At 61.8% G+C, this 24,828-nt stretch carries 25 protein-coding genes and 1 pseudogene; 15 read left to right on the forward strand and 11 right to left on the reverse strand.

The genetic code is table 11. The features are described 5' to 3' along the window. Positions 1-20: 20 nt before the first annotated feature. The 6 genes from JHL16_RS30370 to JHL16_RS30395 all read right to left on the reverse strand — a co-directional run bounded on the left by JHL16_RS30370 (position 21) and on the right by JHL16_RS30395 (position 5,359). Positions 21-806: an SDR family oxidoreductase gene (locus tag JHL16_RS30370; protein WP_200188615.1), complete on the reverse strand. Its 786-nt coding sequence runs from the start codon at positions 804-806 to the stop codon at positions 21-23. Then, positions 803-1,990, reverse strand: a complete 1,188-nt coding sequence (locus tag JHL16_RS30375; protein ID WP_200188616.1) for a hypothetical protein — start codon at positions 1,988-1,990, stop codon at positions 803-805. Before JHL16_RS30375 ends, JHL16_RS30370 begins: the two co-directional genes overlap by 4 nt. A 34-nt stretch (positions 1,991-2,024) precedes the next feature. Then, on the reverse strand, positions 2,025-2,360 hold the full coding sequence (locus JHL16_RS30380; RefSeq protein ID WP_200188617.1) for a hypothetical protein: 336 nt from the start codon (positions 2,358-2,360) through the stop codon (positions 2,025-2,027). 72 nt (positions 2,361-2,432) lie between these two features. Next, the gene (locus JHL16_RS30385) at positions 2,433-3,554 is read right to left on the reverse strand and encodes an ABC transporter substrate-binding protein (RefSeq protein WP_200188618.1); all 1,122 of its coding nucleotides are present in this window, start codon (positions 3,552-3,554) and stop codon (positions 2,433-2,435) included. 98 nt (positions 3,555-3,652) lie between these two features. Further along, positions 3,653-4,510, reverse strand: coding sequence for an ABC transporter permease (locus tag JHL16_RS30390; RefSeq protein WP_200188619.1), 858 nt, complete (start codon positions 4,508-4,510; stop codon positions 3,653-3,655). 36 nt (positions 4,511-4,546) lie between these two features. Beyond that, positions 4,547-5,359 (reverse strand): ABC transporter ATP-binding protein, encoded by an 813-nt coding sequence (locus JHL16_RS30395; protein ID WP_246771213.1) that lies wholly within the window; start codon positions 5,357-5,359, stop codon positions 4,547-4,549. 238 nt (positions 5,360-5,597) lie between these two features. Here JHL16_RS30395 and JHL16_RS30400 point away from each other — a divergent pair, with 238 nt between their 5' ends. The 7 genes and pseudogenes from JHL16_RS30400 to JHL16_RS30425 all read left to right on the forward strand — a co-directional run bounded on the left by JHL16_RS30400 (position 5,598) and on the right by JHL16_RS30425 (position 13,486). Beyond that, positions 5,598-6,542 carry a MurR/RpiR family transcriptional regulator gene (locus JHL16_RS30400; protein ID WP_200188620.1) on the forward strand — a complete coding sequence of 315 codons (945 nt, stop codon included), beginning with the start codon at positions 5,598-5,600 and terminating at the stop codon, positions 6,540-6,542. Between the two features lie 167 nt (positions 6,543-6,709). Beyond that, a complete protein-coding gene (locus JHL16_RS30405) occupies positions 6,710-7,432 on the forward strand; it encodes an ImuA family protein (RefSeq protein ID WP_200188621.1) in 723 nt (240 codons plus the stop codon). Next, the gene (locus JHL16_RS30410) at positions 7,344-8,891 is read left to right on the forward strand and encodes a DUF6504 family protein (protein WP_200188622.1); all 1,548 of its coding nucleotides are present in this window, start codon (positions 7,344-7,346) and stop codon (positions 8,889-8,891) included. Before JHL16_RS30405 ends, JHL16_RS30410 begins: the two co-directional genes overlap by 89 nt. Before the next feature lie 9 nt (positions 8,892-8,900). Then, positions 8,901-12,104 (forward strand): error-prone DNA polymerase, encoded by a 3,204-nt coding sequence (locus JHL16_RS30415; RefSeq protein WP_200188623.1) that lies wholly within the window; start codon positions 8,901-8,903, stop codon positions 12,102-12,104. A gap of 17 nt (positions 12,105-12,121) precedes the next feature. After that, complete coding sequence (locus JHL16_RS30420) at positions 12,122-12,832, forward strand: endonuclease III domain-containing protein (protein WP_200188624.1); 711 nt, start codon at positions 12,122-12,124, stop codon at positions 12,830-12,832. 56 nt (positions 12,833-12,888) lie between these two features. Then, positions 12,889-13,168 (forward strand): annotated as a pseudogene (locus JHL16_RS35140) (type II toxin-antitoxin system RelE/ParE family toxin). Between the two features lie 21 nt (positions 13,169-13,189). Further along, positions 13,190-13,486, forward strand: coding sequence for a HigA family addiction module antitoxin (locus JHL16_RS30425; protein ID WP_246771214.1), 297 nt, complete (start codon positions 13,190-13,192; stop codon positions 13,484-13,486). Positions 13,487-13,493: 7 nt separating this feature from the next. Here JHL16_RS30425 and JHL16_RS30430 read toward each other — a convergent pair whose 3' ends face one another. From JHL16_RS30430 to JHL16_RS30440, 3 genes are read right to left on the reverse strand one after another with little or no spacing between them, the layout of a single operon-like run. Beyond that, on the reverse strand, positions 13,494-15,728 hold the full coding sequence (locus JHL16_RS30430; protein ID WP_200188626.1) for a hybrid sensor histidine kinase/response regulator: 2,235 nt from the start codon (positions 15,726-15,728) through the stop codon (positions 13,494-13,496). Further along, positions 15,725-16,888, reverse strand: coding sequence for a nitric oxide-sensing protein NosP (gene nosP, locus JHL16_RS30435; protein WP_200188627.1), 1,164 nt, complete (start codon positions 16,886-16,888; stop codon positions 15,725-15,727). Before nosP ends, JHL16_RS30430 begins: the two co-directional genes overlap by 4 nt. Then, the gene (locus tag JHL16_RS30440) at positions 16,878-17,585 is read right to left on the reverse strand and encodes a response regulator (protein ID WP_200188628.1); all 708 of its coding nucleotides are present in this window, start codon (positions 17,583-17,585) and stop codon (positions 16,878-16,880) included. The genes nosP and JHL16_RS30440 overlap by 11 nt, the downstream gene beginning before the upstream one ends. A gap of 354 nt (positions 17,586-17,939) precedes the next feature. Between JHL16_RS30440 and JHL16_RS30445 the strand changes: the two genes are divergently transcribed. Then, the gene (locus JHL16_RS30445) at positions 17,940-18,365 is read left to right on the forward strand and encodes a TadE/TadG family type IV pilus assembly protein (RefSeq protein WP_200188629.1); all 426 of its coding nucleotides are present in this window, start codon (positions 17,940-17,942) and stop codon (positions 18,363-18,365) included. Beyond that, positions 18,365-20,041, forward strand: a complete 1,677-nt coding sequence (locus JHL16_RS30450; RefSeq protein WP_200188630.1) for a TadG family pilus assembly protein — start codon at positions 18,365-18,367, stop codon at positions 20,039-20,041. Before JHL16_RS30445 ends, JHL16_RS30450 begins: the two co-directional genes overlap by 1 nt. Positions 20,042-20,196: 155 nt before the next feature. On the opposite strand, the gene JHL16_RS30455 is transcribed toward JHL16_RS30450, so the two are convergent. Continuing rightward, on the reverse strand, positions 20,197-21,021 hold the full coding sequence (locus JHL16_RS30455) for an IclR family transcriptional regulator (RefSeq protein ID WP_281436059.1): 825 nt from the start codon (positions 21,019-21,021) through the stop codon (positions 20,197-20,199). 88 nt (positions 21,022-21,109) lie between these two features. On the opposite strand from JHL16_RS30455, the gene JHL16_RS30460 reads away from it, so the two are divergent. From JHL16_RS30460 to JHL16_RS30485, 6 genes are all read left to right on the forward strand, one after another. Then, positions 21,110-21,439 carry a hypothetical protein gene (locus JHL16_RS30460; RefSeq protein ID WP_200188632.1) on the forward strand — a complete coding sequence of 110 codons (330 nt, stop codon included), beginning with the start codon at positions 21,110-21,112 and terminating at the stop codon, positions 21,437-21,439. A gap of 117 nt (positions 21,440-21,556) precedes the next feature. After that, a complete protein-coding gene (locus JHL16_RS30465; protein WP_200188633.1) occupies positions 21,557-21,919 on the forward strand; it encodes a hypothetical protein in 363 nt (120 codons plus the stop codon). 54 nt (positions 21,920-21,973) lie between these two features. Then, a complete protein-coding gene (locus JHL16_RS30470; protein WP_200188634.1) occupies positions 21,974-22,357 on the forward strand; it encodes a hypothetical protein in 384 nt (127 codons plus the stop codon). Between the two features lie 33 nt (positions 22,358-22,390). Next, a complete protein-coding gene (locus tag JHL16_RS30475) occupies positions 22,391-23,158 on the forward strand; it encodes a L,D-transpeptidase (protein ID WP_200188635.1) in 768 nt (255 codons plus the stop codon). Next, a complete protein-coding gene (locus JHL16_RS30480) occupies positions 23,155-23,574 on the forward strand; it encodes a Spy/CpxP family protein refolding chaperone (RefSeq protein ID WP_200188636.1) in 420 nt (139 codons plus the stop codon). The genes JHL16_RS30475 and JHL16_RS30480 overlap by 4 nt, the downstream gene beginning before the upstream one ends. Positions 23,575-23,685: 111 nt before the next feature. Continuing rightward, positions 23,686-23,925: a hypothetical protein gene (locus JHL16_RS30485; RefSeq protein WP_200188637.1), complete on the forward strand. Its 240-nt coding sequence runs from the start codon at positions 23,686-23,688 to the stop codon at positions 23,923-23,925. Between the two features lie 93 nt (positions 23,926-24,018). Here the strand turns inward: JHL16_RS30485 and JHL16_RS30490 are convergent, their stop codons facing one another. Then, complete coding sequence (locus JHL16_RS30490) at positions 24,019-24,819, reverse strand: ABC transporter permease (protein ID WP_200189627.1); 801 nt, start codon at positions 24,817-24,819, stop codon at positions 24,019-24,021. Positions 24,820-24,828: the final 9 nt, after the last annotated feature.

Raw genomic sequence — 24,828 nt, forward strand, 5'->3', positions numbered from 1 at the left:
AACTTTGGCGGGAAGCGCTCTCAAAAATCCTCAAGCGTCAATTCACGCGTCATGACGATATTGCCGGATGTCAGGCCGCAATCGACCGGCAGCGCCACACCGGTGATGGCCGCCGCCGCGTCGGAGGCGAGGAAGCCGATGGCCTTCGCCACATCGAGGGGCTCGACGATCCGCCCCAGCGGATACCAGCGGGTGAGTGTCGCCAGGACTTTCGGGTCCTTTTTCGCGCGCGCGTCCCATAAGGGTGTACGCACCGTCGCCGGCAGCACGATATTGGAGCGGATGCCATAACGGCCATATTCGAGCGCCAGCGACCGGGTGAGCGAGATCATGCCGGCTTTCGCCGCGCTGTAAGCGGGATCGCCCAGCGCCGACAAGCCATTGACCGAACCCACCGCGATGATCGAGCCCTGGCGCTTCTCCTGCATGCCGGGCAGCACGGCATGGGCGCAATTATAGGCGCCGTTGAGATTGCCGTTCATATCGGCCTGCCAGCCTTTGGGATCGGTCCGCGCCAAGGTCGGATGATCGGAATAACCGGCATTGTTGATGAGAATGTCGACCGGGCCAAGTGCGGCGGCGAGATGGGCGAAGGCCTTGGCCACCGCCTCGGCGTCGCCGATGTCGGCCACGGCGTATGCCGTCTTCACGCCGTCCCGCTTCAGTTCATCGGCGAAGGAGCTGACGGTGTCCTTCTTGTCGATCGCGGCGATCACCGCGCCCTCGCCGGCGAAGTACCGGCAGACCGCTTGGCCGATGCCACCCGCGGCACCGGTGACAGCGACAACTTTTCCCTTGAAGCTCATGCATACCCATCCAGAATTTTCATGGCCTTGGCGATCCGGCCGACATTGGCCTCACGCAAATGGCCCCAATTGTAGAAAGCAAATTCGTTGACGCCGCCGGAAGCCAGCGCTTCGATCGCGGTGAGGAATTCGGCTTCGCCGGTGAAATCGGGATAGGCCGGCCGCAGGATGCCGCGCAGTTTACCTTTGCCGCGTAACCGTCGCTTGATGTCGAAGAGATCGGCCTTCACCCGCTGAGCGCCTGGCTCATAGAAGCAGGCCTCGATGATGCCGGCCGCCTCGGCCTGGCCTTTCAGGTCACTGCCTTCATACCAGGCGCCGCTGGTTGGACGCGCCACCGAGGGAATGACGGCGACATTGATATCCTGGCGCACGCCTGCGCGGATTTCGGCGATGAGCGACGTGACGACGCTCATCCGCCAGCGCAGGAAGGCGCCGAGACCGTTGTCGTCCAGCATGTCGGCATGCCAGAAGGCTTCCGCCATGTCGGCGGGATAATCGACATCGCTTCCAAGATAATCGCTCACATCGCGCGCGACTTCCGCCTTCAGGCGCGCCGCGTCGATGCCGGCCTTGCTTGCCCCTTTCACGCAATGGTCGCAGAAACACAGGCCCAGCATCCCGTCGAGCCAGCGATTGGGCGTGTTGAGCGCGAATTCATGGTGATAGCCATGCGCGTAAGGGAGAAAGCCCGGCGTCTCCAGCGAGATGCCTGAGACATCGTAGCTTTCGGTCACATCCTTGCAGAGGCCCACCGCATAGGCGCGCGCCGCCGGCGCCGAGGGGCATAAGTTATAGATGTATTTGTCACCGAAAGCGTTGGTGACGGCGGAATCGGGATGTGCGCTGCCGAGCAGCGTGTTGTGCAGCAGGACCAGCCACACATTGACCGCCAGACGTTTGTCATCCGTCAGCTCGCGCAGGATGTCGCATTCCTTGAGCAGGTAGTTCGCGACCGGCTTGATCGCGCCGTAACGCGCATGATCGGCATGGAAATAGACCGTGCCGTCTTGCGGGAAGTAGACCTTGCCCGTCCGCCCATGTGGTCTCAGAAACTTTCCGGCGTGATAGCTTCCGGCATAGGTTACCGTATCGAGGCCGAGCCTCAGGAATTGATCCATGGCCCGGCCGACGCCCGCTTCGGCCAGATCCCAGGCATAGGTGTAGATGGCGCGATAGCTCATGGGGCGGATTGTCCGGATGAGAGAGACGGCCGGTTCAGTTCCCGAACCAGCCTTCCTTCAGATAATGCATATATTCGAAGACGGTGTTGTGCTTGCGGATGAAGACGACTTCCAGGAAATCACCGACGATGAAAGGCGGGATCAGAATCTCCTGCCCTTCTATATGCGGTGCGAGGTCGTCGACGCGGAAGGCGATATGCGGATTGTTGCGGACGGCATCGGGCACGGTCGTGCCTTCGGCGTAACGCAAAAACTCGATCTGCTCGGGGTGATTGCGCGGATTGGTCACCCACACGCGGCTCTGCTCCACCCAATTCTCGTCGGGCTGGGGCAAAGTGGTGGTGATGCCGACATGGTCGAAGACGAACATGGGCCTCTCTCCGGATGGACAGATGAGGTTGGCGGCGGCCTATTTTAGCCGCCGCCGCTTTATCGATTCAGGTCAGATGGCCTTCGAGATCTCTTCGACATTCACTTTCTTGTAGTCGTCGGAGAGGGCGAAGCCATCGGCATCGGCCTTGACCTTGGCGGCGTCGAAGCCGTTGGCGGCATCGACAAGATCGTTCTTCACCACTTCGTCGACCTTGAAGTCGCCCGAGATCTGGCCGATCCCCTTGGCGGTGTCGAAGAAGAGCTGCCAGCTTTCCGGAATGTGGTAGCCCCATTTCTTGCGCTCTTCCCAGCGGCCGCCAAAGACATTGGCAAGCTGCATCATGGATTCGGTCGCCACCGCCGGGTTCATCTGCGAGGACAGACCCGGGAACTGCTCCATCACGATCTGCGTCGCGGCGCGCGGATTGATGCGGCCGAATTCGAGACCGGCGGCCCAGCCCTTCAGATAACGGGCATAGACATCCTTCTTCGCCGCGTCCTCGAAATCCGCCTTGCGGATGACGAAGCTGTTGGCGGGCAGCTTGGAGAAATCACGGCCGAGGAAATAATCGAAATCGAGGCCCTGGCCCTTCCACTGGGCGCGCCAGCCTTCCCACGACAGAGCGGCATCGCCATTGCCCTGCGAGAGCACGGTGCCCCAGGCGGGCCAGCCGCCATCGACATATTTCACCTTGGTGATGTCGACGCCCGCCGCCTTCAGCATCGGATCGCAGATCGACTGCCAACCGGCCGAGCCCAGCACGATTGTCTTGCCTTCGAGACCCTTGATGTCGGCCGGCTTCTCGCCCTTGCGGAAGGCGAAGTCGAACACATCGGCGCCGCCCATCTGGAAGACTGAAACGAGCGGGATGCCCTGGGCAAGGCCCAGCGAGAAGACACCCGGCGAGGGATAACCCATATCGGCCTGGTTCTGGTCGACGAGCTTGACGCAGGCCGTCGCATCGGACGGGCCAGGTTCGAGCGTCGTCTCGATGTCGCCGAAATAGCCGAACTTCTTGCCGACCCAATAGGGATAGTCGTCAAGCACCTCGACGGTGCCACGCGGCGATACCCAGCGCACCGTGTCGGCCGCATAGGCCTTGCGGGAGCCGAGGCCGCCCAAGGCCGCGACCGATACGCCCGCGGCGGTCAAGCTCAACAGGCGGCGCCGTCCAATCATCATCTGAGTCATGTCTGGTTTCCTCCTCTTATGTGCAGTTGTTCAGTCACGCACTTTATTCTGCGCATCAGCTTGTCCGAAAACCGCTTCGCACTTTTCGGGCTGATGCGTCATGTCTCCCAACTCGCCCATTTCTTGCCGATCCAATAAAAGAGCACATAGATCGAGATGCCGATAATGGCGAGGATGAGAATGATGGCGAAGAATTGCGGCATGCGGATCAAGGCTGAATAATAGGTGAGCCGGTTGCCGAGGCCCTCGGCGCCGCCCACCATCTCGGCGCCGACCGTGGTCAGAAGCCCGAAGATCGAGCCGACCATCAGGCCGACGATGATCATCGGCATCGCCATCGGGATGCGGATCTTGGTGAAGATCTGGAAGGTCGAGGCGCCGAAGGAGCGAGCGAGCGCGATCTTGGCGAGATCGACGCGCCGGAAACCGGTCGCCGAATTGATCATCACCATCGGGCCCGAGGCCAGCGCCACCGCGATGATGCGCGGCTCACTGCCGAAGCCGAGCTTGAGGATGAGGAGCGGCACCAGCGCCAGCATCGGCGTGGTGACGAGCAGCAGGATATAGGGGGTGACGATCTTTTCGACGAAGGGAAACTGGGTGATGACGGCGGCGAGAACGAAGCCGATCGAGGCGCCGATGGCGAAGCCCAGCAACAATTCCTTCAGCGTGACGAGAAGATGCGGCCAGATGAAGCCCCATTCGGTGAACAGCGCCATGATGATCAGGCTCGGGGTCGGGAGCACATATTGCGGCACATTGAACCATTTGAGCAGCAATTCGGCGCCGCCGATGATCACCACCGCGACCAGAATAATGGCGAGCGTCTCGAGCTTGGTGCGGTGATCGCCGAGCCCCAGTGACGTGCCGGACAGGCCGACACCGTCGCCGCCTCCGCCGGCCTTCTTCCGGTTGAATTCCGGAATTTTGTCGCCCAGCGCCTTATCCACTTCCATTCCTCCCTTGAGCGATGTCCCGATCCTGCCCGCGGCTTAAGTAATCGCCAGCCCGTCGCTGGGGCTGCGGCCGTGATCGATGCTCGCCTTGATATGCAAAACACGTTCGATGAAATCAGGCCGCGTCTGGATGTCGACCGGGCGCGGACGCGGTATGTCGATGTCGAAGACAGAGGCGATGCGCCCCGGACGCGCCGACATCACGACGACGCGGTCGGCGAGGAAGATCGCCTCGGAGATGGAATGCGTGATGAAGACGATGGTCTTGCCGGTCTCCATCCAGATTTCCTGGATGAGCAGGTTCATCTCATCGCGGGTAAAGGCATCGAGCGCACCGAAAGGCTCGTCCATCAGGAGCAGCGACGGGTTGACCGACAGGCTGCGCACGATCGAGGCGCGCTGCTGCATGCCGCCTGACAATTCGCGCGGGAATTTCGATTCGAAGCCCCAGAGATTGACGCGCTTCAGCAGCATGTCGATGCGCTGCTGATCGACCGGCTTGCGCTTGAGCTCGAATGGCAGCGCGATATTGGCGGCGAGATTGCGCCAGGGGAGAAGATTGGCATCCTGGAAGATCATCGCGATCTCAGGATGCGGCTTGATGATCTTTTCCGCGCCGAGCCTGATCTCACCATCGGTCAGACCGTGCAGTCCGCCCATCGACCAGAGCAAGGTCGATTTTCCGCAGCCCGACGGCCCCAATATGCAGAGGAACTCGCCGTCCCGCACATCGAGCGACACATTGTCGAGCGCATGCACCGAGCCGGTGCGAGTCTGATAATATTTGGTGGCGCCCGCAATGACCATCTTGGGCGCCTTCTTGTCCGAAGCGCCGGCTACATTGCGCATGGGCGTCGCATCCATCATGTTTCCTGGCCTGCGGCGAGGATTGACTCGCCGCTTATCGTTATTTTCTCAAATCATGTTACAAAATTTCAGAGTTCGCAATAGCCATGTCGAAAACATTCGACATTCAAATGGCGGCAAATGAAGAAAGTTGCGGCGCACAAGCATCTCGCACTTGCCCAACCGTCAAAAGCCTGTAATTTAATTACGAGACGGGGGCCCGCAACCACAGGACGGGATCATGGTGCAGCGGCGCGGCGAAAAGGCATCGGAACAGCCTCCGGCGATCGATATCGTCTCGCGCATCGAGCGTATCGAAAGCGAATTGTCGCCCTCCGAGCGGCGCGTCGCGGTCATTGTGGGGCGCGATTATGAGGCGGCCACCCGCCTGACCATCGCCGATCTCGCCAAGAAAGCGAAGGTCAGCCAGCCGACCGTCACCCGCTTCTGCCGATCGGTCGGCTGCGGTTCCTTCGCCGAATTCAAGATAAGGCTCGCCACCACGCTCACCGTCGCCTCGGCCTATCTCAAATCGGACCGCGCTTTCGATGACGATATCGGCCAGCTCGCCCAGACGATCATGATGCGGGCGGCAGGCGCGGTGCGCGAATGTCTCGACCAGCTCGACACCAAGACGATCGGCCTGGCGATCGATGCCCTGGCCGAAAGCCGGCGGATCGATCTCTATGGGCAAGGCGGCGGATCGGCCGCCATGATCGAGGATGCGAAACTGCGTCTGTTCCGGCTCGGGATTCCGGTCTCCGCCTATAGCGACGGCCATCAGCAGCGCATGTCGGCGGCGACCTTGAAGCCCGGCGACACCGCTTTCGCGATTTCCAATAGCGGCCGCTCGAAGCCGGTGATCGAGGCGATCGAGATCGCGCGATCGTTCGGCGCCCGCACCATCGTGCTGACCCGGCCGGGAACGCCGCTCGCCCAAGTCGCCGATATCGTCATCGCCATCACCATCGCCGAGGGCGACAATGTGCTGGTGCCGACGCCGTCGCGTTACGCGCATCTGGCGGTGATCGACACGCTCGCCGCCGGAGTCGCGGTGAAGCTCGGCGCCAAGGCGCGGGAAGCACTCCGCCGGGTGCGCTATACCCTCGCCCGGATCGGCATCGCCATCCCGACACCGGCGACAGATCCCACGCCCTTGATGCAGGCCCGTGGTCCGCAGGAATAGCCAAGAACAAAAGTGAACGATTCCAGAGAGATAAACTGACCCCAACGTCAGCCTCCTTCTGTATTGTTTATGTTCTTTTTTTGTTCTAGTCTTTCCTGATGATCCCTATCTCGGCGCCCCCTTCCCCTGCCCGCCGGCGGCCTGCAAAGCCTGCCAGCCTGGAGGAATTGCGCCGGTTTCTGGCCCCGCCTCTTCCCCGCACAGGCAAGAGCCGGTTCTTCTCCTTCGGGCTTCCGCTCGACAAAAATCTGCCCCGGCAAGGTCTGTCGCTCGAAAGCCTGCATGAGGTCCATGCCGCCACACCGGAAGACCTGCCGGCGGCCTTCGGTTTTCTCGCAGCCCTCACGGTTTCAGCCAGTCCCTCAGGCCCCGTCTTCGTCATCAGCTCGGCGCAGAGCCTTGCGGCGACCGGCCAATTATATGGTCATGGCTTGAACGGACTTGGCCTCGATCCCGGCCGCCTCACGCTGGTCGAGGCGCGCCATGACACGGAAGCCTTCTGGGCGATCGAGGAAACTTTGCGCTCGGGCGCCGTTCCCGTCACGCTCGGGCTCATCGCGCAGAATTTCGATCTCAAGACGAGCCAGCGCTTGAGCCTCGCGGCGCGCGAGGCGAAGCGGCCGCTTCTAGTGCTGCGGCCGCCCGGATCGATGGCGGCCAGTGCCGCCGAAACGCGCTGGCGCGTCGCCGCGGCACCGGCCCGGCGCGATGCGACGGGCGGTCTTCTGGCGACAAGCTGGCGGCTAGCGCTGGAGCGCTGCCGCAATGGTTCGAGTGGTGAGTGGGTGTTGGAGTGGTTACATGCGTCGCATCGTTTCAGTCTGGCTGCCGCGATGGCCGATCCTGCGCTTTCTGGCGGCGCAGACACCATCGGGCGATATAGCGCCTGACCGGCCTTTCGTCCTGACCCTCGATGCGTCGGGCGGCCCGCGCATCGCCGCCACGAATCCGTCCGCCGAGAAGATCGGTCTCTTCGCCGGCCAGGGCTTGAGCGATGCGCGCGCCAAAGCCGGCGGCCTTTTGCAGGCGCGCCCTCTCGAGGCCGACAAGGATGCCCGCGCCTTGCGCCACCTGGCCTTGTGGGCCACGCGTTATACGCCGTCCGTCGCGCCTTGGGGGCTAGAGAATGGCAGCGACGGTTTCTTCCTCGACATCACCGGAGCTTCACATCTCTTCGGTGGCGAAGAAGCCCTGCTCAAGGACATCGTCAAACGCCTGCGCAAATTCGGTCTCACCGCGCGCTGCGCCATTGCCGGTACACCAGGTGCCGCCTGGGCGTTGTCGCACCAGGCTTCGGCTTCGCTTTTCATTTTGCCGGATGGACACGAGAAAAACGCGCTGAAACCACTGCCGATCAAGGCCTTGCGGCTCGGCTCCGAAACCCATGAAGCTCTGCACCGCCTCGGCTTCAAGCGTATCGGCATGCTGATCGACGCGCCGCGCGCGCCCTTTGCGGCACGCTTCGAGAAGGAATTGCTCACCCGCCTCGACCAGGCACTCGGCGCAAGGCCGGAGGCTCTGCATTATATAACGCCGCCCCCTGTCTATGATGCGCGGCGCTCCTTTCTCGACCCGATCTTCACCCAGGAGATCGTCGTCGCGGCGGCGCACAAATTGATGGAAAGTCTTATTCCCGCCCTCGAACGGGACGGCGTCGGCATCCGGTCCTTGCGGCTCGGCCTATATCGCGTCGATGGCGACATGCGGCAGCTCGATCTGGGGCTCGCGGCGCCGACGCGCGATCCCGCCCATGTCATGCGTCTCATCACCCTCAAGCTCGACGGTCTGACGCGCGGGCTCGAAGCCGGCTTCGGCTTCGACTGCGTCAGCCTCTCCATCACGTCCGCCGAGATCTTGCAGAGCGAGCAAGGCGACCTCGCCTCACCTTCTGACAATCAGGAAGACACAAAGGCTCAAACGCGCCTTCTCGATGCGTTGCGCCAGCGTCTCGGCGCCGACAGCGTGCGGCACATCAAGCCGGTCGAAAGCCATATTCCGGAGCGCGCTGAAATCAAAGCGGACCGCGCGGCAACGAGCTGGGCCCATGACATGGAACGCGCCCGCCCCCCTCTGCTTCTGTCTCAGGCGGAGCCGGCGGACGTCACTGCGCTCATCCCCGACGGACCACCGCGACGCTTCCGCTGGCGCGGCAAGCTGCATGATGTCGCCGCAGCCCTTGGCCCCGAGCGCATCGCTCCCGAATGGTGGCGCAGCAGTGCTTTCGCGTTGACGCGCGATTATTATTGCGTCGAGAACACGGCGGGGCAGCGTTTCTGGCTCTATCGCGACGGTCTCTATGCGCGCGAGAGCACTACGCCGCGCTGGTTCGTCCATGGCTTCTTCGCGTGAGGTGCCGTCATGGCCTATGCCGAGCTCGCCGTCACCAGCAATTATTCCTTCCTGCGCGGCGCCTCGCATCCGCATGAAATGGTCGAGCGTGCCGCTGAACTCGGCCTCGCCGCCATCGGCCTCGCCGACCGCAACAGCTTCGCCGGCGTGGTACGGGCTTATTCCGAGGCCAAGAAACGCAAGATCCAATATCTTCCCGGCGTGCGTCTCGTCACGGTCGACAGTTTCGAAGTGCTCACCTATCCGACCGACCGCGATGCCTATGGCCGTCTCTGCCGGTTGCTGACGGCGGGAAATCGGCGCGCCAAGAAAGCCGAATGTCATATCACTCTCGATGAGATCTGCGCCGCGAGCGACGGCCAGATGCTGATCGTGCTGCCACCGGACAAGCTCGATGACGCCCTCCCGGCACAGCTCGCCAAGCTTGCTGAAGCGGCATCGGGGCGCGTCTTTCTCGGCGCCATTCATCACCATAGAGGCGACGAGAAGCAGCGCTTCGCCCGCCTCGCCGATTGCGCGACGCGGCACGGCACACCACTCGTCGCTCTCAATGACGTTCACTATCATCGACCGGAACGGCGCCCGCTCTGCGATGTGCTGACCTGCATCCGCGAGAAATGCACTATCGCCGAAGCGGGCTTCCGGCTTTACGCCAATGCCGAGCGTCATCTCAAATCGGAAGCGGAGATGCTGCATCTCTTCACCGGCTATGAGGACGCCGTCCAACGCAGCGCTGAGATTGCCGCGCGATGCCGGTTTTCCCTGGGACATCTCAAATATGAATATCCCGACGAGCCGGTGCCGCCCGGCAAGACGCCGCAGGAGCATCTCACCGACCTCACCTGGAAAGGCGCGGCCAAGCGTTACAAGGGAAATGTACCCGAAGATGTCGCCCAGAATATCCGTGAGGAATTACGCATCATCGAGGAGCTCGAATATGCCCGTTATTTCCTCACCGTGCATGATGTCGTCGCCTTCGCCCGCAGCAAATATATTCTCTGTCAGGGACGCGGCTCGGCGGCGAACAGCACCGTGTGTTATTGCCTCGGTGTCACCGAGGTCAATCCGCGCTCGACCAAGCTCCTGTTCTCGCGCTTCATCTCACAGGCGCGCAAGGAGCCGCCCGATATCGATGTCGATTTCGAGCATGAACGGCGCGAGGAAGTCATCCAGCATATATATGACCGCTATACACGCGAGCGCGCCGCCATCTGCGCCACCGTCATTCATTACCGCTCGCGCCGCGCCATCCGTGAAGTGGGCCAGGCGCTGGGCCTGACGCCGGACGTCACCTCGGCACTCGCCAAGACGATCTGGGGTTATGGCAGCCATATGCCCGATCAATATGTGCGGGAAGCCGGCTTCGATCCCGACAATGAGAAGATCCGCCAGGCCGTCGGTCTCGCCAATGAGCTCATCGGCTTTCCGCGCCATCTGTCCCAGCATGTCGGCGGCTTCGTGCTCACCCAGAAGCCGCTGTGCGAAACCGTGCCCATCGGCAATGCCGCGATGGATGACCGCACCTTCATCGAATGGGACAAGGACGATATCGACGCGCTCGGCCTCATGAAGGTGGATGTGCTGGCGCTCGGCATGCTGAGCTGCCTGAGAAAAGCGCTCGAAATGCTGCGTATCCGCTATCGCAAGCCTTATTACACGCTGGACGACCTGCCATATGAGGACAAGGCGACCTATGACATGTTGTCGAAGGCCGATTCCGTCGGTGTGTTCCAGGTCGAAAGCCGGGCGCAGATGTCGATGCTGCCGCGGCTCAAGCCGAAAGAGTTCTACGATCTCGTCATCGAAGTGGCGATCGTCAGGCCGGGCCCCATCCAGGGCAATATGGTTCATCCCTATCTCAAGCGGCGCGACGGCAGAGAAGACGTCATTTATCCATCACCAGGTTCAGGCTTCCCTGCAAATGAGTTGAAAGAAGTCCTTAAACGGACACTCGGCGTGCCTCTTTTCCAAGAGCAGGCGATGCAGATCGCCATCACGGCAGCAGGCTTTTCGCATAACGAGGCTGATGAGTTGCGGCGCTCGATGGCAACTTTCCGCAACAATGGCACGGTCAGCACTTTCCGTGGCAAATTCGTAGCCGGCATGACCGCACGCGGCTATGATCCGGACTTTGCCGAACGCTGCTTCAGCCAGATCGAGGGCTTCGGCGAATATGGCTTCCCGGAAAGCCACGCGGCGAGCTTCGCTTTGCTCGTCTATGCCTCGGCCTATATCAAGTGCCACCATCCGGATGTGTTCTGCGCCGCCATCCTCAACAGCCAGCCCATGGGTTTCTATCAGCCGGCGCAACTGGTGCGTGATGCGCGCGAGCATGGTGTCGAAGTGCTGCCGGTCGATATCAATGAAAGTGACTGGGACTGCACGCTCGAAGGCACCTCGGACATACGATCGGCGGTGCGGCTCGGCTTCCGCCAGGTTTCCGGTCTCAAGCAGGAGGAGATCGAGGAGAAACTCATCGCCAAACGCGGCAACAGCTATTCGGGTCTCGAGCAAGTGGCGCGGCGCAGCGGCGTCTCGCGCTTCACGCTGGAAAGGCTCGCGGAAGCCGATGCGCTCACTTCCTTAGGGCTCGACCGCCGCAAGGCGCTCTGGGCCATGCGGCGCCTGAGCCGGCTCGATATCGATCTGGAAAAGGCGCCAGGCTCGGCTCAGGAGAGCAATCTGCCGCTCTTCGCGCCGCATATGGAAGACGGTCTCTTTCACGAGCCTTCCATCACCTTGCCCGAGATGCAACTCAGCGAGGAGGTGATGGATGATTACGGAACCACCGGCCTGTCGCTCAAGGCTCATCCCTGCAGCTTCTTCCGCAGCGATCTCACGAAGCTCGGCGCCATCACCAGCGCGGCGCATCGTGACCCGACCCTGAAGCAGAACCGCAAGGTCACCGTCGCAGGCCTCGTCCTCATGCGGCAGATGCCCAGTACCGCCAAAGGTGTCGTCTTCATCACCCTCGAAGACGAAACCGGCATCGCCAATATCATCGTCTGGCCACAGGTGCTGGCGGAGAACCGGCGCGTGGTGATGACGGGTGAGTTCCTCGCCATCAGCGGGCGGCTGCAGCGCGAGGGCCTCGTCATCCATGTCGTCGCCGAACGTTTCATCGACCTCACCGTGGATCTGCGCACGCTGCGGCAAGGCGATCTGTTCGACACCGTACCACCCGCCCTCATCAAGAGCCGGGATTTCCATTAGTCCTTTGCGGAGACAGCATGCAGCTCCAGCTTTTTCCAGACCCGATCCTGCTCTTGATCCGCCAAGGTCTCACCCCGCTTCATGGCCTCCTCGAAGGCGAGGAGCGTTACCAGCCGACCGAGCAGTTCGTCATTTCCTTCATCGGCTCACGCACCCGGGATGAGGTTGCGGCTGACGCCTTCGCCCGGCTTTGTGCCCGATTTCCGCGCTGGGAGATGATGCTGTCGGCCAAACCCGCCGCCATCACCACTCTCCTTGGCGATGTGCAGTATGCCCCCATCAAGGCCGAACATCTCCTCGCCACTCTGCACAGGCTTCACGGACAACGCGGCACGCTCGATCTCGGCTTCCTGGCGGACTGGCCGGTCGGCATTGCGTGGCGATGGCTGCAGAACCTCCCCGGCGTCGGCCCCAAGATCGCTGCCGCGACCCTCAATTTCAGCAGCCTGCGCAAGCCGATCTTCGTCGTCGACACGCATATTCTCAGGCTCGCCAAGCGCCTGGGACTTCTTCCCGCCAAAGCCGGTTTCGCTCACGCCCATCGCCTGCTCAACGGCCTCATTCCCAATGACTGGACCGAACGCGACCACTATCAGCTCCACTGGCTGATGAAATCGCATGGGCAGAAAGTCTGCCGCCACCGTGTACCGCTATGCAGTGACTGCCCGCTGCGGAATGTCTGCCGTCACTTCACTGCCAATGGAGAACAAGCAATGGATAAAGGTTGAATTTCAACAAGAGCTGTAAAACGTTACTTGACATTTGTAAATTGATGATTTACATCATGATCAGAAGCTGGAAGCACAAAGGACTTCGAGAACTTGATGCGACGGGGAACACCCGTCACATTCAACCGAGCTTTCATTCCCGCATAATCCGAAGGCTTGATACTCTGACAATGGCGGCAAAGCCGGAGGACATGAATATTCCAAGTTTCAATTTCCACGCTTTTGAAGGGCTTCGATCCCAGGCGCTACACGGTTCATGTCAACGGACCATGGTGCATTACCTTCGAGTTCGAAGAGGGCGATGCATATAATGTGGATTTTGAACAATATCACTGAATGCCGACAATGGAGCGTCAGATGAGCACCCGCAAGCCCACGCATCCGGGCGCCATTCTCAGAGAAGATGTTATTCCAGAACTCGGCATCAGCATTTCTGCTGCTGCCGAAGCATTGCGCATTTCACGCCAGATGCTGCACAAAATACTCAACGAGACCGCCCCAATCACCCCGGAAATGGCGGTACGGCTTGGAAAATTCTGCGGCAATGGGCCGGAAATCTGGCTGCGCATGCAGCAAGCCCGCGATCTCTGGGAAGCGCAGCAGAAGCTGGCTGACGAAATAAAGAAAATCCCGACAGCGAAAGCTGCCGCCTGACCCCTCGCTACTCCGCGATCACCTTGTGGATGAGGGCGAAGAACTCGGCCGTCTTGATCGGCTTGCGCAAATAGGCGATGCCGCTGTCGCGGATTTCGGCCTGCACCTTGGCCGTATGGTCCGCCGTGACTACGATGGCCGGGATCTGGTGGCCGACCGCATGGCGCAAGGCCGCGATCGCGTCGCTGCCGGTTCCCTGATCGAGATGATAATCCGCGATGATGAGATCCGGCGTCTTGTCGAGGCTCTGCAGGGTCTCCAGCGCCTCGCCCGCCGATACCGCCGGAATGGCGCGCATGCCACGCTCCTGCAGCAGCTCCATCATGCCTTCGAGGATGACGAGATCATTCTCGATGACGATGGCGGTGAAGCTCGCCAGATCCACCGGCAGCCGTTCCATCGCCGTCGGTGGCCTGGCCTCGCGCTGCGGCGCCGGACAGGCCGGAAACTCGATCGCAAAGCAGGAGCCTCTGCCGAGCTCGGAGACGACTTCGATGCGGTGGTCCAGAAGCCTGGCGACGCGTCGTACGATGGCGAGACCGAGTCCCGCCCCCTTGGGCGCGTCGGGCAGATCCCGGCCGAGACGGCGGAACTCCTCGAAGATGAAATCGCGCTTGTCCTCCGGAATACCGAGGCCGGTGTCCCAGACCTGGAGCGAGATCATGGCGCCGCGCCGCCGCGCCCCGATCAGCACACCGCCCGTCGCCGTATAGCGAATGGCATTGGAGATCAGATTCTGCACGATCTGGCGCAAAAGCCTGGCATCGCTCAGGCCGAACAACCCCGTCGGCACGCAGCGCAGCTTGAGCTGCTTCTGGTCGGCCAAGGGCTGGAATTCGGCGGTCAGCGTGGTCAGGATCTCGGCCACCGAGAGCGGCACGATATTGGCTTCGACGCTGCCACTGTCGAAACGGGAAATGTCGAGCAGCGTGCCCAGCACCTCTTCGACGGAGCCGAACGCCATGTCCACCTTGCCGGCGAAATGAAGCTGGCGCGTATCGAGACCGGTTCCGCTCAGGAGCGACAGAAAGATCCGCGCCGCATTGAGCGGCTGCAGCACGTCATGGCTCGCCGCCGCGAGAAAACGCGTCTTGCTCTTGGTGAGATCTTGAGCCTTATCCCGCGCGTTGATCAATTCGACTTCGATGGCGCGCCGCTCCAGCACCTCGCGAGTCAAGGCGGCAGTACGCTCCTCGACCCGCTCCTCCAGCGTCTCCTTCGCCTCACGCAATGCGTCGCTGGCGTGCCGTGCGGCGGTGACATCCGCGAAGCTCACCACGATGCCGCCGTCGGGCATGACATTGCCGCTGACGCTGAGGATCGTGCCGTCGCTCTTGGTCAGCTCGATGGGATCGAGATCGGCGGATGGAGTGCGCATCCAACCGGCAACCCTGCCCGCGCCCACGGGATCGAAGGCAAAGACCGACTTGCCGAGCCAGTCCCACAGACGATCGAAGCCGGCCAAAGGCACGACCAGGCGCACCGGCAAGCTCAAAAGATCCACGAAACGATGATTCCACGCTTTGAGGCGCAAATCGCGCGAGAACATGCAGATGCCCTGCGGCAGATGATCGAGGGTCGCCTGCAGGAGCTGCGCCTGCTCGTCGAGCTCACGCTCGCGCCGTAAGCGTTCGCCGCGCACGATATCGGTGATGTCGGTCTGGAAGACGACGGTGGCGCCCGTCTCCGTCTTCTTGTTGGAGACCTGGATCCAGCGGTCGCCGGACAGCTGCTGGATGAAGGCGGCATGCGGCTTGCGGAAGAGCTCGGTGCGGGCCGCCCGCCACGCCTCGGCATTGCGCTGCTGATCAAGGACGAGATACCGGCTCTGCGAAAAATAGTCGGCGATCCGTGCAAAGGGCGTGCCGGGCACCAGCCTGGCGGCGATATCGGGCAAGAGTGCCCGGAACGGCGCATTACACATCACCAGATCTTCGGCGTCATCGAACAGCGCAAAGCCCTCGCTCACCGCCTCGATCGCCGATGTCAGATTCTGCTTGGCGGTCTCGGCCTCGTCACGCGCGTCTTCGAGCCGCGCATAGGCATCCGACAGATCCTCCAAAGTGCGCTTGAGATCGCTGGTCCGGGCGCTGACCTGGCCTTCGAGCACGATCGCCGTCTGAAACAATGAGAAGCCGTTGCCGGAAAAATCGGTCGAGCGCTCGACGCGGCTCATCAAGGCGCGGTTGATCTTCTCGAGCTTGCGCAGGCGGTCTTCCAATCCTTCCGGCTCTCGCGTCATGGAACCCGGCGCTCATCCACTTTGCGCCTGGCCCGGCCGATGGCGACGCCGGTGAAGGTCTGGTTGACATGCATCGAGCGGTATTGCTCGCCATAGGTGCTGAAGCCGACGACGCCGTGACGCTTGAGCACCTGCGACACATCGAGCTTCCGCTGCTTCTGCTCGGCCTCGAGCCGGCGCAGGATGCAATCGAAGCCCAAGATGAGATCGAGCGAGCCCAGCTCGGCGGCGAGTTTCGTCAACGCGGAATCGAGATTACGCGCGATGTCGTCGCCGTCGGCCACGGTCAGCACGAGGCCTTCGTCGATGCCGCAATAGAATCGCAGCGAGCCGTCCTCCTCGACCTTCTGGATCGAGCGCACGTGATATTCGCCGCCGACCCTCACAACGACGGGATAGGCGGCGAAAGTCATCGGATTGAGCTGATGCTCGTCGAGACCGACCATCTTCGCATAGGCCGGCGCCGCGGGCTCGGCATTGATCTCGGTCACCAGCCGGCGCACCGGATCGGCCTCGGTCACCACCATCTTTTTGTCGGTAGGGCGAAAGTGATCGAGCTTGAACACGCTGAACGGGCAATCCGTCTCGATCAGCGCCAGGACGGCGGCGTTGGTGCGAAAGGCACCGTCGGCGAACACCCAGGTCGTGCCGAAATCCAGCCCGTCGCCGGCCGAGCCGCCGAAAAGCGGTACCGGATCGAGGAAGCGGCTGATCGAGGAGACGACCACTTCCTCCTGCCGGCTCATGCCGTCGATGAGCAGCATGGCGAAAACCTGATGCGGAATGGCGCGCGCCGACAAGGGTGCCAGTCCCAGATCGGTGAAAAGATCCTGCACGACGATATTGCCCGCTTCCATGCGGAAGCGGTCGAGGTCCTCGATGAGGCGGATGCTGGCGCGGTAATCGGCGCCGCCGAAACTGACCCCGGTCAGCGTATTCTCGCGATAGCCTTCCGACGTGATCTCGCCCGCCGTGGTGCAGCCGATGACGGGGGTATCCGGCAACCGGCGGCGGACCGCTTCCGCCAGCGCGTCACGATCATAGCTCGGCGATGCGAACAGGATCACCAGCGTCATGTCCGGTTGCTCGATGCGGCTCAAAAGCTCAGCCACCGCGGCGGCGGGATCGGCCTCGGCGGAGAAGCCCTTCCTAGCCGGCATGGCGGCGCTCTTGCTCCAAAACGGATTCCGGCTGATCGACGATGAGGCCCTGCAATTTGAGCTTCTGCATGATCAGCACCGCCTGGGTACGGTTATGAATGGCGAGCTTCTTGAAAATCGAGGTGATATGCGCCTTCACCGTCGTCTCGACGATGTCGAGCTCGAAGGCGATCTGCTTGTTGAGCTTGCCTTCGCAAATGAGGGTCAGGACCTTGTATTGCTGGGGCGTGAGCTCGCGCAGGCGCGCCAGGATCTCGAGTTCGCGCTGATGCGCCGGCACGCCGGCTGCCACCGGATGTTCTGCGGCAGCGCCGAAATGATCCTTGCCGTCGATCAACTGCCGCACGGCGGCGATGATCTTCTCGCGCTTCTCGCTCTTGTTGATGAACCCCGCGGCGCCGAGATCACGGAGCTGATGCACGATCTCCTGGCCCGACATCGAGGATATGACGCAGAGCGGCGTGCGCGGGCTCGCGGCCTTCAGGCTGACGACGCCCTCGAAGCCGGCAATGTCCGGCATTTTGAGATCGAGGAGGATGAGATCCGGCCTGGCTCCCCTGGCCAATACCAGATGCGCCGCCGTGATCGAATCGGCCGTTTCCACCCGGGCGGCCGGGAAGGCAACGTGGAGGGCCATCTCCAGGGCCTCCAGGAAAAGCGGATGATCATCGACGATCAGGAAGCGCAAAGGCTGCATGACGCCAGTTTGCACGGCCTAGCGGCGCTTACAAGCCGCCAGCGCAGCGGTAAAACCCGCTCCCATGGTTAATAATCGCTCAATATTGGCGGCCCGAATGACCCCTCAGATATTCACCTTTGCAGAAACGATCTCGCCATTTTCATCAATACTTCGACTTGTCGGTGAAATTCCAAATACTACCGGAACAAACTGCGGTCAGACTGCAATCTCTGAGCATGTTCTACTTCGGGCACGTCCAGAACATTTCAAGTTTTCACAGTATTTAAGGCAGCTTGGCTGCGTTTCACTTGGCGTTCGTTAGAGTATACTTCCTAGCTTACGTTACATCATTGGTGGATGGGTTTGTCTTGCATGGCCTGGAATAAACAAATGGGGAAGGACTGCCGCGGCGTGGCGGCGATCGAGTTCGCAATGATTGCGCCGGTCCTGATCATGATTTTGTTCGGCATCTCTGCCTATGGCATTTATTTCAGTGCGGTCAGCAGCCTGCAAGAGCTGACGGCCGACGCGGCGCGGGCTTCGGTCGCCGGCGTTTCGGCCACTGAGCGGCAGACCATCGTCACCAATTATGTCGCCCAATCGAGCCCGAACTATCGGCTGCTCAGTCGCAGCACCATCACGGTCACGACCGCTCCTTTCCCGGGCGATCCGACCCGCTACAGCGTCACGCTGCGCACCGATATATCCAATCTACCCCTTCAGATGACGACCGGCTTTTTCCCGATGCCGTCGGCCGTCATCCAAAGGACGGCGGTCGTCCGCATCGGAGGATATTGATGACATTTCGGCATAGGCTTCGACCGTTCCTACGGTCGGAGCAAGGCGCGGTCGCGGTCATTACCGCGGTCATCCTGACGGTCTTGCTCGGATTCGCCGCCATCGCGGTGGATGTCGCCTCTTTCCACTATGACAGCCGCAGGCTGCAGGGGGCGGCGGATCTCGCCGCGATCGCCGCAGCCAGCAACACTGCCAACGCCACGCTGGCGGCGCGCTCGACCTTCACCGACAATGGCCGCTGGACGCTCAACTCGCTCGTCGTCGAGACCGGCAATTACGACCCCGATCCGGCCAAGGCGCAGGCGCTGCGTTTCGTTGCCAACCAGCAGCCGATCAATGCCGCGCGCGTGGTCGCCCGGGCGCCGTCGCCCGTCTATTTTGGACGCGTCTTCACCAATGCGGCCAATGTAGAGATTGCCGCCGCGGCGATCGCCACCCGTCCGTCACAAGCCGCCTTCTCCATCGGCTCGCGCCTCCTGTCGCTCGAAGGCGGCATCATCAATGCGCTACTGGGCCAGATGCTGGGCGGCAACGTCAATCTGCGGGTCATGGACTATCGCGGCCTCGCTGATGCCAATATCGACCTGCTCAAATTCCTCGATCAGCTGGCGATCGATGCGGACATCCATGCCGGTTCCTATCGCGATGTGCTCGACGCCAATGTGAAGGCCGGTCAGATCCTCAACGCCATGGCGAAGACGGCCCGCGCCGACAGCAAGCTCGACGTCGCGCGCACCCTCGAGGATCTCGCCCGCTCCATCGACAGCACGACATCCATCAATCTCTCCCGCATGCTCGATCTCGGCAAGGCAGCCACCGCGCAGGTCAGCACCTCCACGCAATATGGACTCGCCGCCGCCGTCAACGCCCTGCAATTGGTCAACGCACTGGCCTTGGTCGCCAATGGCAACCATCAAGTCGACGTCAATCTCGGCGCCACCATTCCGGGGCTGACCAATACCCAGCTCAGCCTGGTGATCGGCGAGCCGCCGCAGCATTCCTCGTGGATCACGGTCGGTGAAAAGGGCGCCTTCGTGCGCACCGCGCAGACGCGGTTGAAGCTCAGCGTGGAGATCGGCGGCACCGGCCTCCTTGCCGGCACCGCGATCAGGCTCCCCATCTTCATCGATGTCGCCTATGCGGAAGGCCGGCTGACCAACGTCACCTGCGGCGTGACGCCCGCCAGCAATCAGGTCACCGTCGCGACGCAACCCGGCATCCTCAATGCCTGGATCGGCGACGTCAGCAACTTCACCGCCGTCAACGACACGCCAACGGTCAGGACGGCGGTCATCGTCAATGCGCTCAATCTGGCGCGCATCACCGCCAGCGCTCACGTCAATGTCGGCAACAACTCGGCGCAAAATCTCGTCTTCAACGCGACGGACATCGCCGAGCAACGCTTCAAATCGGCGGTTACCCAGAATTATACCGAGACGCTCGTCTCCTCTCTGGTGGGCGAGCTCGATCTCGGCGTCGATATACTGGGCCTGCCCGATCTGCTCGGCATCCTGACCCGACAGCTCAAGGACCTGGTCCGTGCGCTGGTCGCGCCGGTGACACCGGCACTGGACAAGATCGTCTATACGGCGCTCACCACGCTCGGCATCAAACTCGGCGAAGCCGATGTCACGGTGCATGGCGTGCGTTGCAACAATGCGGTCGTCGTCCAATGACGATCCGGCACGCAATGCGGAAAGGTGATGCGCAGAGCGCTTCCCGCCAAAGTTGCTCGACTTTGGCGATAAGGAAGCGCTCCAGATTATATGTTTTCGAGCCCTTTTTCCGGTTTTGATCGAATCGGAACGATTCGATCAAAACCGGAAGGACTCTAGCGGGTAGCGGCCGACAAGGTCTTGCAGAAGGATGTCAGCCGCATGGCAGCGGCGCGGCGCTGCTCGGGATCGCGGGTCAGCCGGCCGACGACCGTCACCGCCGCGCAGATCTCCTCGTCCCAATTCACGATCGGCGCGCAGATGCCGATATAGTTCGGCACGAATGTACCCAGTGCCATGGCATAGCCCTGCTCGCGCACCGTGCGGATGATGCCCTCGACATCGAATGTTATGGCGTCCTCAAGCTCACTTTCCTTCTGGACCTCGGCGTCGACGAAGGGCTGGGTGATGCGTTCCGGCATGTAGCTCAGGAAGACGTTTCCGGTGGCGGAACGCAGTAGCGGGAAGGTCGAGCCCAGCACATCAGGAGAGATCAGCGAATCGGCGGTGCGCTGCCAGCGCACGGCGATCGGTCCCTCATGGCTCCAGATCGCGACATGGGCGGGCATGCCCAATTGGTCGACCAGATCCTCGAGATGATCGCTGGCCCGGTTGACGACATCGATGCGGCGAATGGCGGACACGCCGAGACGCAGGGCGAAGAGGCCCAGATCATATTTTCCTGACCGCTTCTGTTGCGCCACGAGACCGCCGGCGACCAGACTGTGCAGATAGCGATGCGCCTTGCTGGGCGCCATGCCGCAGGCCGCGCCGATTTCCTTCAGCGACATCGGACCCTTGGCCACAGCCAGGGCCTTGAGCACGCTCATGCCGATATCTACGGATTGAATGCCGCCATGGTCTCGTCCCGGCGCGGATGCAACGTCAGAGAGATGCTCCGCCGCGTAGGCAGCAGCTACTTCAGGGTCATGTCGGTTCATGGTTCCTCCCGAACCAATCTCCTGGCCTGCCCCCAAAGCCCGAATGCGATTTACATGAAGAACTCTAGATAACCGCACTTAATAATATATGTATTTATCCCTTTTTCCAGCAGTAGTGAAACGCGATTACTTCACAGCCTACGACTTTAATACTAGGCGCGAACAAAAGTACTGTGCGGAAACAAAATTACCGCGTGGGATAAAACTACAATTTGTCTTTTTGTTTGCGGATACTGGTGCGCCCCCTGTACTATTTGAGTCACATCTTCCCGATGGTCCGGAAACCGGCCGCTTGTTGCTGGAGGGTTTGCTCGTCCTCGTTTGTCGAAGCCAAAGCGAAGTGCGCACCTTCCGCGGCTTTCTCGGTGACGCAGGCGATCATCCAGGCGTGATCGACAGTTGGCCGATCGAACCTTGACGCCGGAAGGCGATTGCCGTCATATCCGACCGCTCTGGCTTGTCAGAATTCCGCCACAGGCGCCGGGCACTCAAGGAAACGATGTCACCAGGGCTCACCGAAACATGGCACAGAGGGATGGCCTTATCCCTGTCGGTCATGATTCTGTTCGCCCTGCTGTTCGCCGGCGCGGCGCAGGCCGGCTCTTCATCCTGCCTGTCGGCGGCCAACGTGATCACGGCTGGGTTCGCCGGTCCGGATACGCCCACGGTCAGCGCCGCGGATGACCTGCACAAGCAGGCTCCATCTTCCCATGGCAAGATCGCCTGCTGCAGCTTCACCTGCGCGCCGGGTTTCATCGTTACGAGCAGCACCGGCGACATGGCTGTCCTCCATCGGCACGAGACGTTGCCCCTGTCTGAGCAATCGCCGGACACATTGGCGGGCAACGGGCTCGAGCGCCCTCCGAGACCGAGCCTCATCAACGACCGGCACGCTTGATCCCGAAGGGACCGGCGTGCCTTCGGGCGACGCCGTCTCAACGAGGATCCTGCCATGTTATCCACCATCCGGTCCCTTGGTCTTGGGCTTTGCACGGCTCTAGCTTCGCCCGCGCTCGCCCATTCGGGCATAGGCGTCAATGGCGGCCAGCTCAGCCAAGTGGCGAACCGGCATATCGAGTTCATCGGCGGACCGGCTTATGAATCGATCATCTTCGCTTTGTCGGATGCGCGCCAGAAGCCGGTCCGGGCGGCCGGCAGCGCCGCTTACGCCACCATCATCCAGCAGCAGCAGCAATTGCGCATCCCGCTCGCGCCCGACGGCGAAAACTGGCTGTCGGCCAATCTGCCCGCGCCGCTGCTCCTCGGCGCGTCGATCTCGGTGTTCGTCGAGCTGGCGAGCGGCGAGACACTGCAAGCCCAGTTCGAAGCCCGCTAGATATCACCTCTTGATCTCAATATGAGGTTCCCGATGCCCAATTCACCAGGACTACAAAGGACACCGCAAACGAGCCGGCGCGCTTTGCTGCGCAGTTCGTTTCCTTACCTCGTAGGCCTCGCGACATTCACCGCTGGCGGCCGCGCCGCGTTCGCGGCGGCCGATGTCGCCGCACCGGCGAACCATCCGGACACGGCTCGGCCCAACCTCCCGGTTGACGGCGAGGCGGAGCTGTTCCCGATCGCCCATGACGATGTCCGCAAGGTGTCGCGCCGATTCCGGCGCAAGGAAGTCGCCTATGAGACCAGCGAGGTGCCGGGCACGATCATCGTCGATGTCGATGCGCGCCAGCTCTTTTTCACGCTGCCCGGCGGACGGGCGCAGCGCTATGGCATCGGCGTCGGCAAACAGGGATTCGAATGGTCGGGCGCGGCGGTCATCCGGCGCAAGGCCAAATGGCCGCGCTGGGTGCCGCCCAAGGAAATGGTGGCGCGCGACCATCTCGCGGCGCAATGGGCGAACGGCATGCCGGGCGGCCCGGATAATCCCCTGGGTGCCCGGGCGCTCTACCTCTATCAGGGCGAGGTCGACACGCTCTATCGTATCCATGGCACCTCACAGCCGCAAAGCATCGGCAAAGCGGTCTCCTCCGGCTGCATCAGATTGCTGAATGCCGATGTCGCCGACCTGTTCGAGCGGGTTCCGGTCGGCACTAAGGTTGTCGTCCTGCCTTCGGCGCGGCGGGTGGCCGCCCAGGAGGGCCCGCAATTCGGCCGCAGCCAGCGGGGGCGCGATCGATGACCTCAGCAATCAGACGCCGATATCTCCTGCAAGTCGCGGCGGGTTTCCTTTCGCTCACCGTCCTTCCGACAATTGTGCTGGCACAATCCGAGCTCGGCTCACCCGAGCGCATCCGGCAGGTGAAGGCGGAGCTCGGCGTCAAGGACACGCAGGCCGGCCCCTGGTCCGACTATGTCGCGGCGCTAGAAACCTATCGCCAAGCGGTGCGTGACGTGCGCGAGGCCGAGATCGAGCTGATGGGCGGCGCCCATGCGATCGAGGGCTCCGACGATGCGGTTCTCAAGGATCGGCAGACAGCCCGGCTCCTCGCCAAGGCTGCTCTCAAGACGCGCTATGAGGCCTTCTACGGCGCACTCGATCCCGACCAGCAGCAAATCGCAGACGCCACGCTGACGGCGGGAGAGTGTGGGCGATAGCGAAAGGGAATGACATTCGGCACTGCTGGTCCCGGCCTGACGGCATCTGCCTCACACTCGCAACTGACAAGGCCGGAAACTTACGACCAACGCAACATAGAGGATACAGAGATGAAATCACTACTCGCCGCCGCCGCCATTCTGTCGGCACTTTCAGTGCCCGCTTTCGCCGCCGAATGCCCCAGCCTGATCCAGCAGGCCGAGGAGAATTTGAAGATGTCGAAGCAAGACGACGCGGCCAAACAGAAGATCACCGACCATATCACCCAGGCGAAGGCCGAGCATGACGCCGGCAAACATGCGCAATCCGTCGCCACGGCGAAGGACGCTCTGTCGCTCATCAAGATGTAAGGCGCTTCTCGCCGCGGAATATGTGCGCGCGCGGCACGGGGAGTCAGGCGGTCTGGAAATATTTCCGCCAGGCCGCCTGGTCTGTTTCGGGACCTATCGTGCCTTGGCGCTCGGGCGCAGCAGGAACTGCGCCAATACCAGAAGCGCCAGGGAAGTCAGGAGAACGGTCGTGCCGATGGCATTGATCTCGGGTGTGACGCCGCGCCTGATCGAGGAGAAGACATAGATCGGCAAGGTCGTGTTGGGACCGGCGACGAAGAAGGCGATGATGAAGTCTTCAAATGAGAAGGTGAAGGACAGCAGCAGGCCGGCGAGGATAGACGGCATCAGCGCCGGCAGCACCACTTGCCGGAAGGTGGCGAATGGCGTCGCATAGAGATCCTCTGAAGCCTCGACCAGGCTTCGGTCCATACCGGCGAGCCTGGCCCTGATGATGAGGACGACCACCGCGAGGTTGAACAGGACATGGGCGGCGATCACCGTCCACAGGCCCATCTGCAGGCGCGCCATGCCGATGGCCTCGAGCGCCGGATTGACGGCGTCGAAGACGGTCACGAAAGCGATCAGCGTCGATATGCCGATGACCACGCCCGGCACCATGATGGCGATGTAGATCAGTGCGTCGAAGAGCTGCCGAAGCGAGCCCCTCATCCGCTCGAGACCCAGCGCGCAAAGCGTGCCCACCGTGGTGGCGATGACGGACGTGCAGCCGGCGATGATGAGGCTTGTCACCAGCGCCTTGGTGATGATCGGATTGGTGAAGGCCTTGCCGTACCAGTCGAGCGAGAAACCCTGCCAGTCCATCGCATAACGCCCGGCATTGAAGGAGAAGAAGGCGATCAGCGCGATGGGCGCGTAGAGAAAGATGTAGATGAAGACGGCGTAGAGGCGCATGGACATGGG

The sequence above is a fragment of the Taklimakanibacter albus genome (assembly GCF_016595235.1).
GTDB classification, from domain to species: domain Bacteria; phylum Pseudomonadota; class Alphaproteobacteria; order Rhizobiales; family Aestuariivirgaceae; genus Taklimakanibacter; species Taklimakanibacter albus.

What these genes read in the sequence shown, in the direction of transcription:
- JHL16_RS30370 (WP_200188615.1), bottom strand. Translation starts at nt 806, where the DNA reads ATGAGCTTCAAGGGAAAAGTTGTCGCTGTCACCGGTGCCGCGGGTGGC.
- JHL16_RS30375 (WP_200188616.1), bottom strand. Translation starts at nt 1,990, where the DNA reads ATGAGCTATCGCGCCATCTACACCTATGCCTGGGATCTGGCCGAAGCG.
- JHL16_RS30380 (WP_200188617.1), bottom strand. Translation starts at nt 2,360, where the DNA reads ATGTTCGTCTTCGACCATGTCGGCATCACCACCACTTTGCCCCAGCCC.
- JHL16_RS30385 (WP_200188618.1), bottom strand. Translation starts at nt 3,554, where the DNA reads ATGACTCAGATGATGATTGGACGGCGCCGCCTGTTGAGCTTGACCGCC.
- JHL16_RS30390 (WP_200188619.1), bottom strand. Translation starts at nt 4,510, where the DNA reads ATGGAAGTGGATAAGGCGCTGGGCGACAAAATTCCGGAATTCAACCGG.
- JHL16_RS30395 (WP_246771213.1), bottom strand. Translation starts at nt 5,359, where the DNA reads ATGCGCAATGTAGCCGGCGCTTCGGACAAGAAGGCGCCCAAGATGGTC.
- JHL16_RS30400 (WP_200188620.1), top strand. Translation starts at nt 5,598, where the DNA reads ATGGTGCAGCGGCGCGGCGAAAAGGCATCGGAACAGCCTCCGGCGATC.
- JHL16_RS30410 (WP_200188622.1), top strand. Translation starts at nt 7,344, where the DNA reads ATGCGTCGCATCGTTTCAGTCTGGCTGCCGCGATGGCCGATCCTGCGC.
- JHL16_RS30415 (WP_200188623.1), top strand. Translation starts at nt 8,901, where the DNA reads ATGGCCTATGCCGAGCTCGCCGTCACCAGCAATTATTCCTTCCTGCGC.
- JHL16_RS30420 (WP_200188624.1), top strand. Translation starts at nt 12,122, where the DNA reads ATGCAGCTCCAGCTTTTTCCAGACCCGATCCTGCTCTTGATCCGCCAA.
- JHL16_RS30425 (WP_246771214.1), top strand. Translation starts at nt 13,190, where the DNA reads ATGAGCACCCGCAAGCCCACGCATCCGGGCGCCATTCTCAGAGAAGAT.
- JHL16_RS30430 (WP_200188626.1), bottom strand. Translation starts at nt 15,728, where the DNA reads ATGACGCGAGAGCCGGAAGGATTGGAAGACCGCCTGCGCAAGCTCGAG.
- nosP (WP_200188627.1), bottom strand. Translation starts at nt 16,888, where the DNA reads ATGCCGGCTAGGAAGGGCTTCTCCGCCGAGGCCGATCCCGCCGCCGCG.
- JHL16_RS30440 (WP_200188628.1), bottom strand. Translation starts at nt 17,585, where the DNA reads ATGCAGCCTTTGCGCTTCCTGATCGTCGATGATCATCCGCTTTTCCTG.
- JHL16_RS30445 (WP_200188629.1), top strand. Translation starts at nt 17,940, where the DNA reads ATGGCCTGGAATAAACAAATGGGGAAGGACTGCCGCGGCGTGGCGGCG.
- JHL16_RS30450 (WP_200188630.1), top strand. Translation starts at nt 18,365, where the DNA reads ATGACATTTCGGCATAGGCTTCGACCGTTCCTACGGTCGGAGCAAGGC.
- JHL16_RS30455 (WP_281436059.1), bottom strand. Translation starts at nt 21,021, where the DNA reads ATGAACCGACATGACCCTGAAGTAGCTGCTGCCTACGCGGCGGAGCAT.
- JHL16_RS30460 (WP_200188632.1), top strand. Translation starts at nt 21,110, where the DNA reads ATGTATTTATCCCTTTTTCCAGCAGTAGTGAAACGCGATTACTTCACA.
- JHL16_RS30465 (WP_200188633.1), top strand. Translation starts at nt 21,557, where the DNA reads ATGGCCTTATCCCTGTCGGTCATGATTCTGTTCGCCCTGCTGTTCGCC.
- JHL16_RS30470 (WP_200188634.1), top strand. Translation starts at nt 21,974, where the DNA reads ATGTTATCCACCATCCGGTCCCTTGGTCTTGGGCTTTGCACGGCTCTA.
- JHL16_RS30475 (WP_200188635.1), top strand. Translation starts at nt 22,391, where the DNA reads ATGCCCAATTCACCAGGACTACAAAGGACACCGCAAACGAGCCGGCGC.
- JHL16_RS30480 (WP_200188636.1), top strand. Translation starts at nt 23,155, where the DNA reads ATGACCTCAGCAATCAGACGCCGATATCTCCTGCAAGTCGCGGCGGGT.
- JHL16_RS30485 (WP_200188637.1), top strand. Translation starts at nt 23,686, where the DNA reads ATGAAATCACTACTCGCCGCCGCCGCCATTCTGTCGGCACTTTCAGTG.
- JHL16_RS30490 (WP_200189627.1), bottom strand. Translation starts at nt 24,819, where the DNA reads ATGCGCCTCTACGCCGTCTTCATCTACATCTTTCTCTACGCGCCCATC.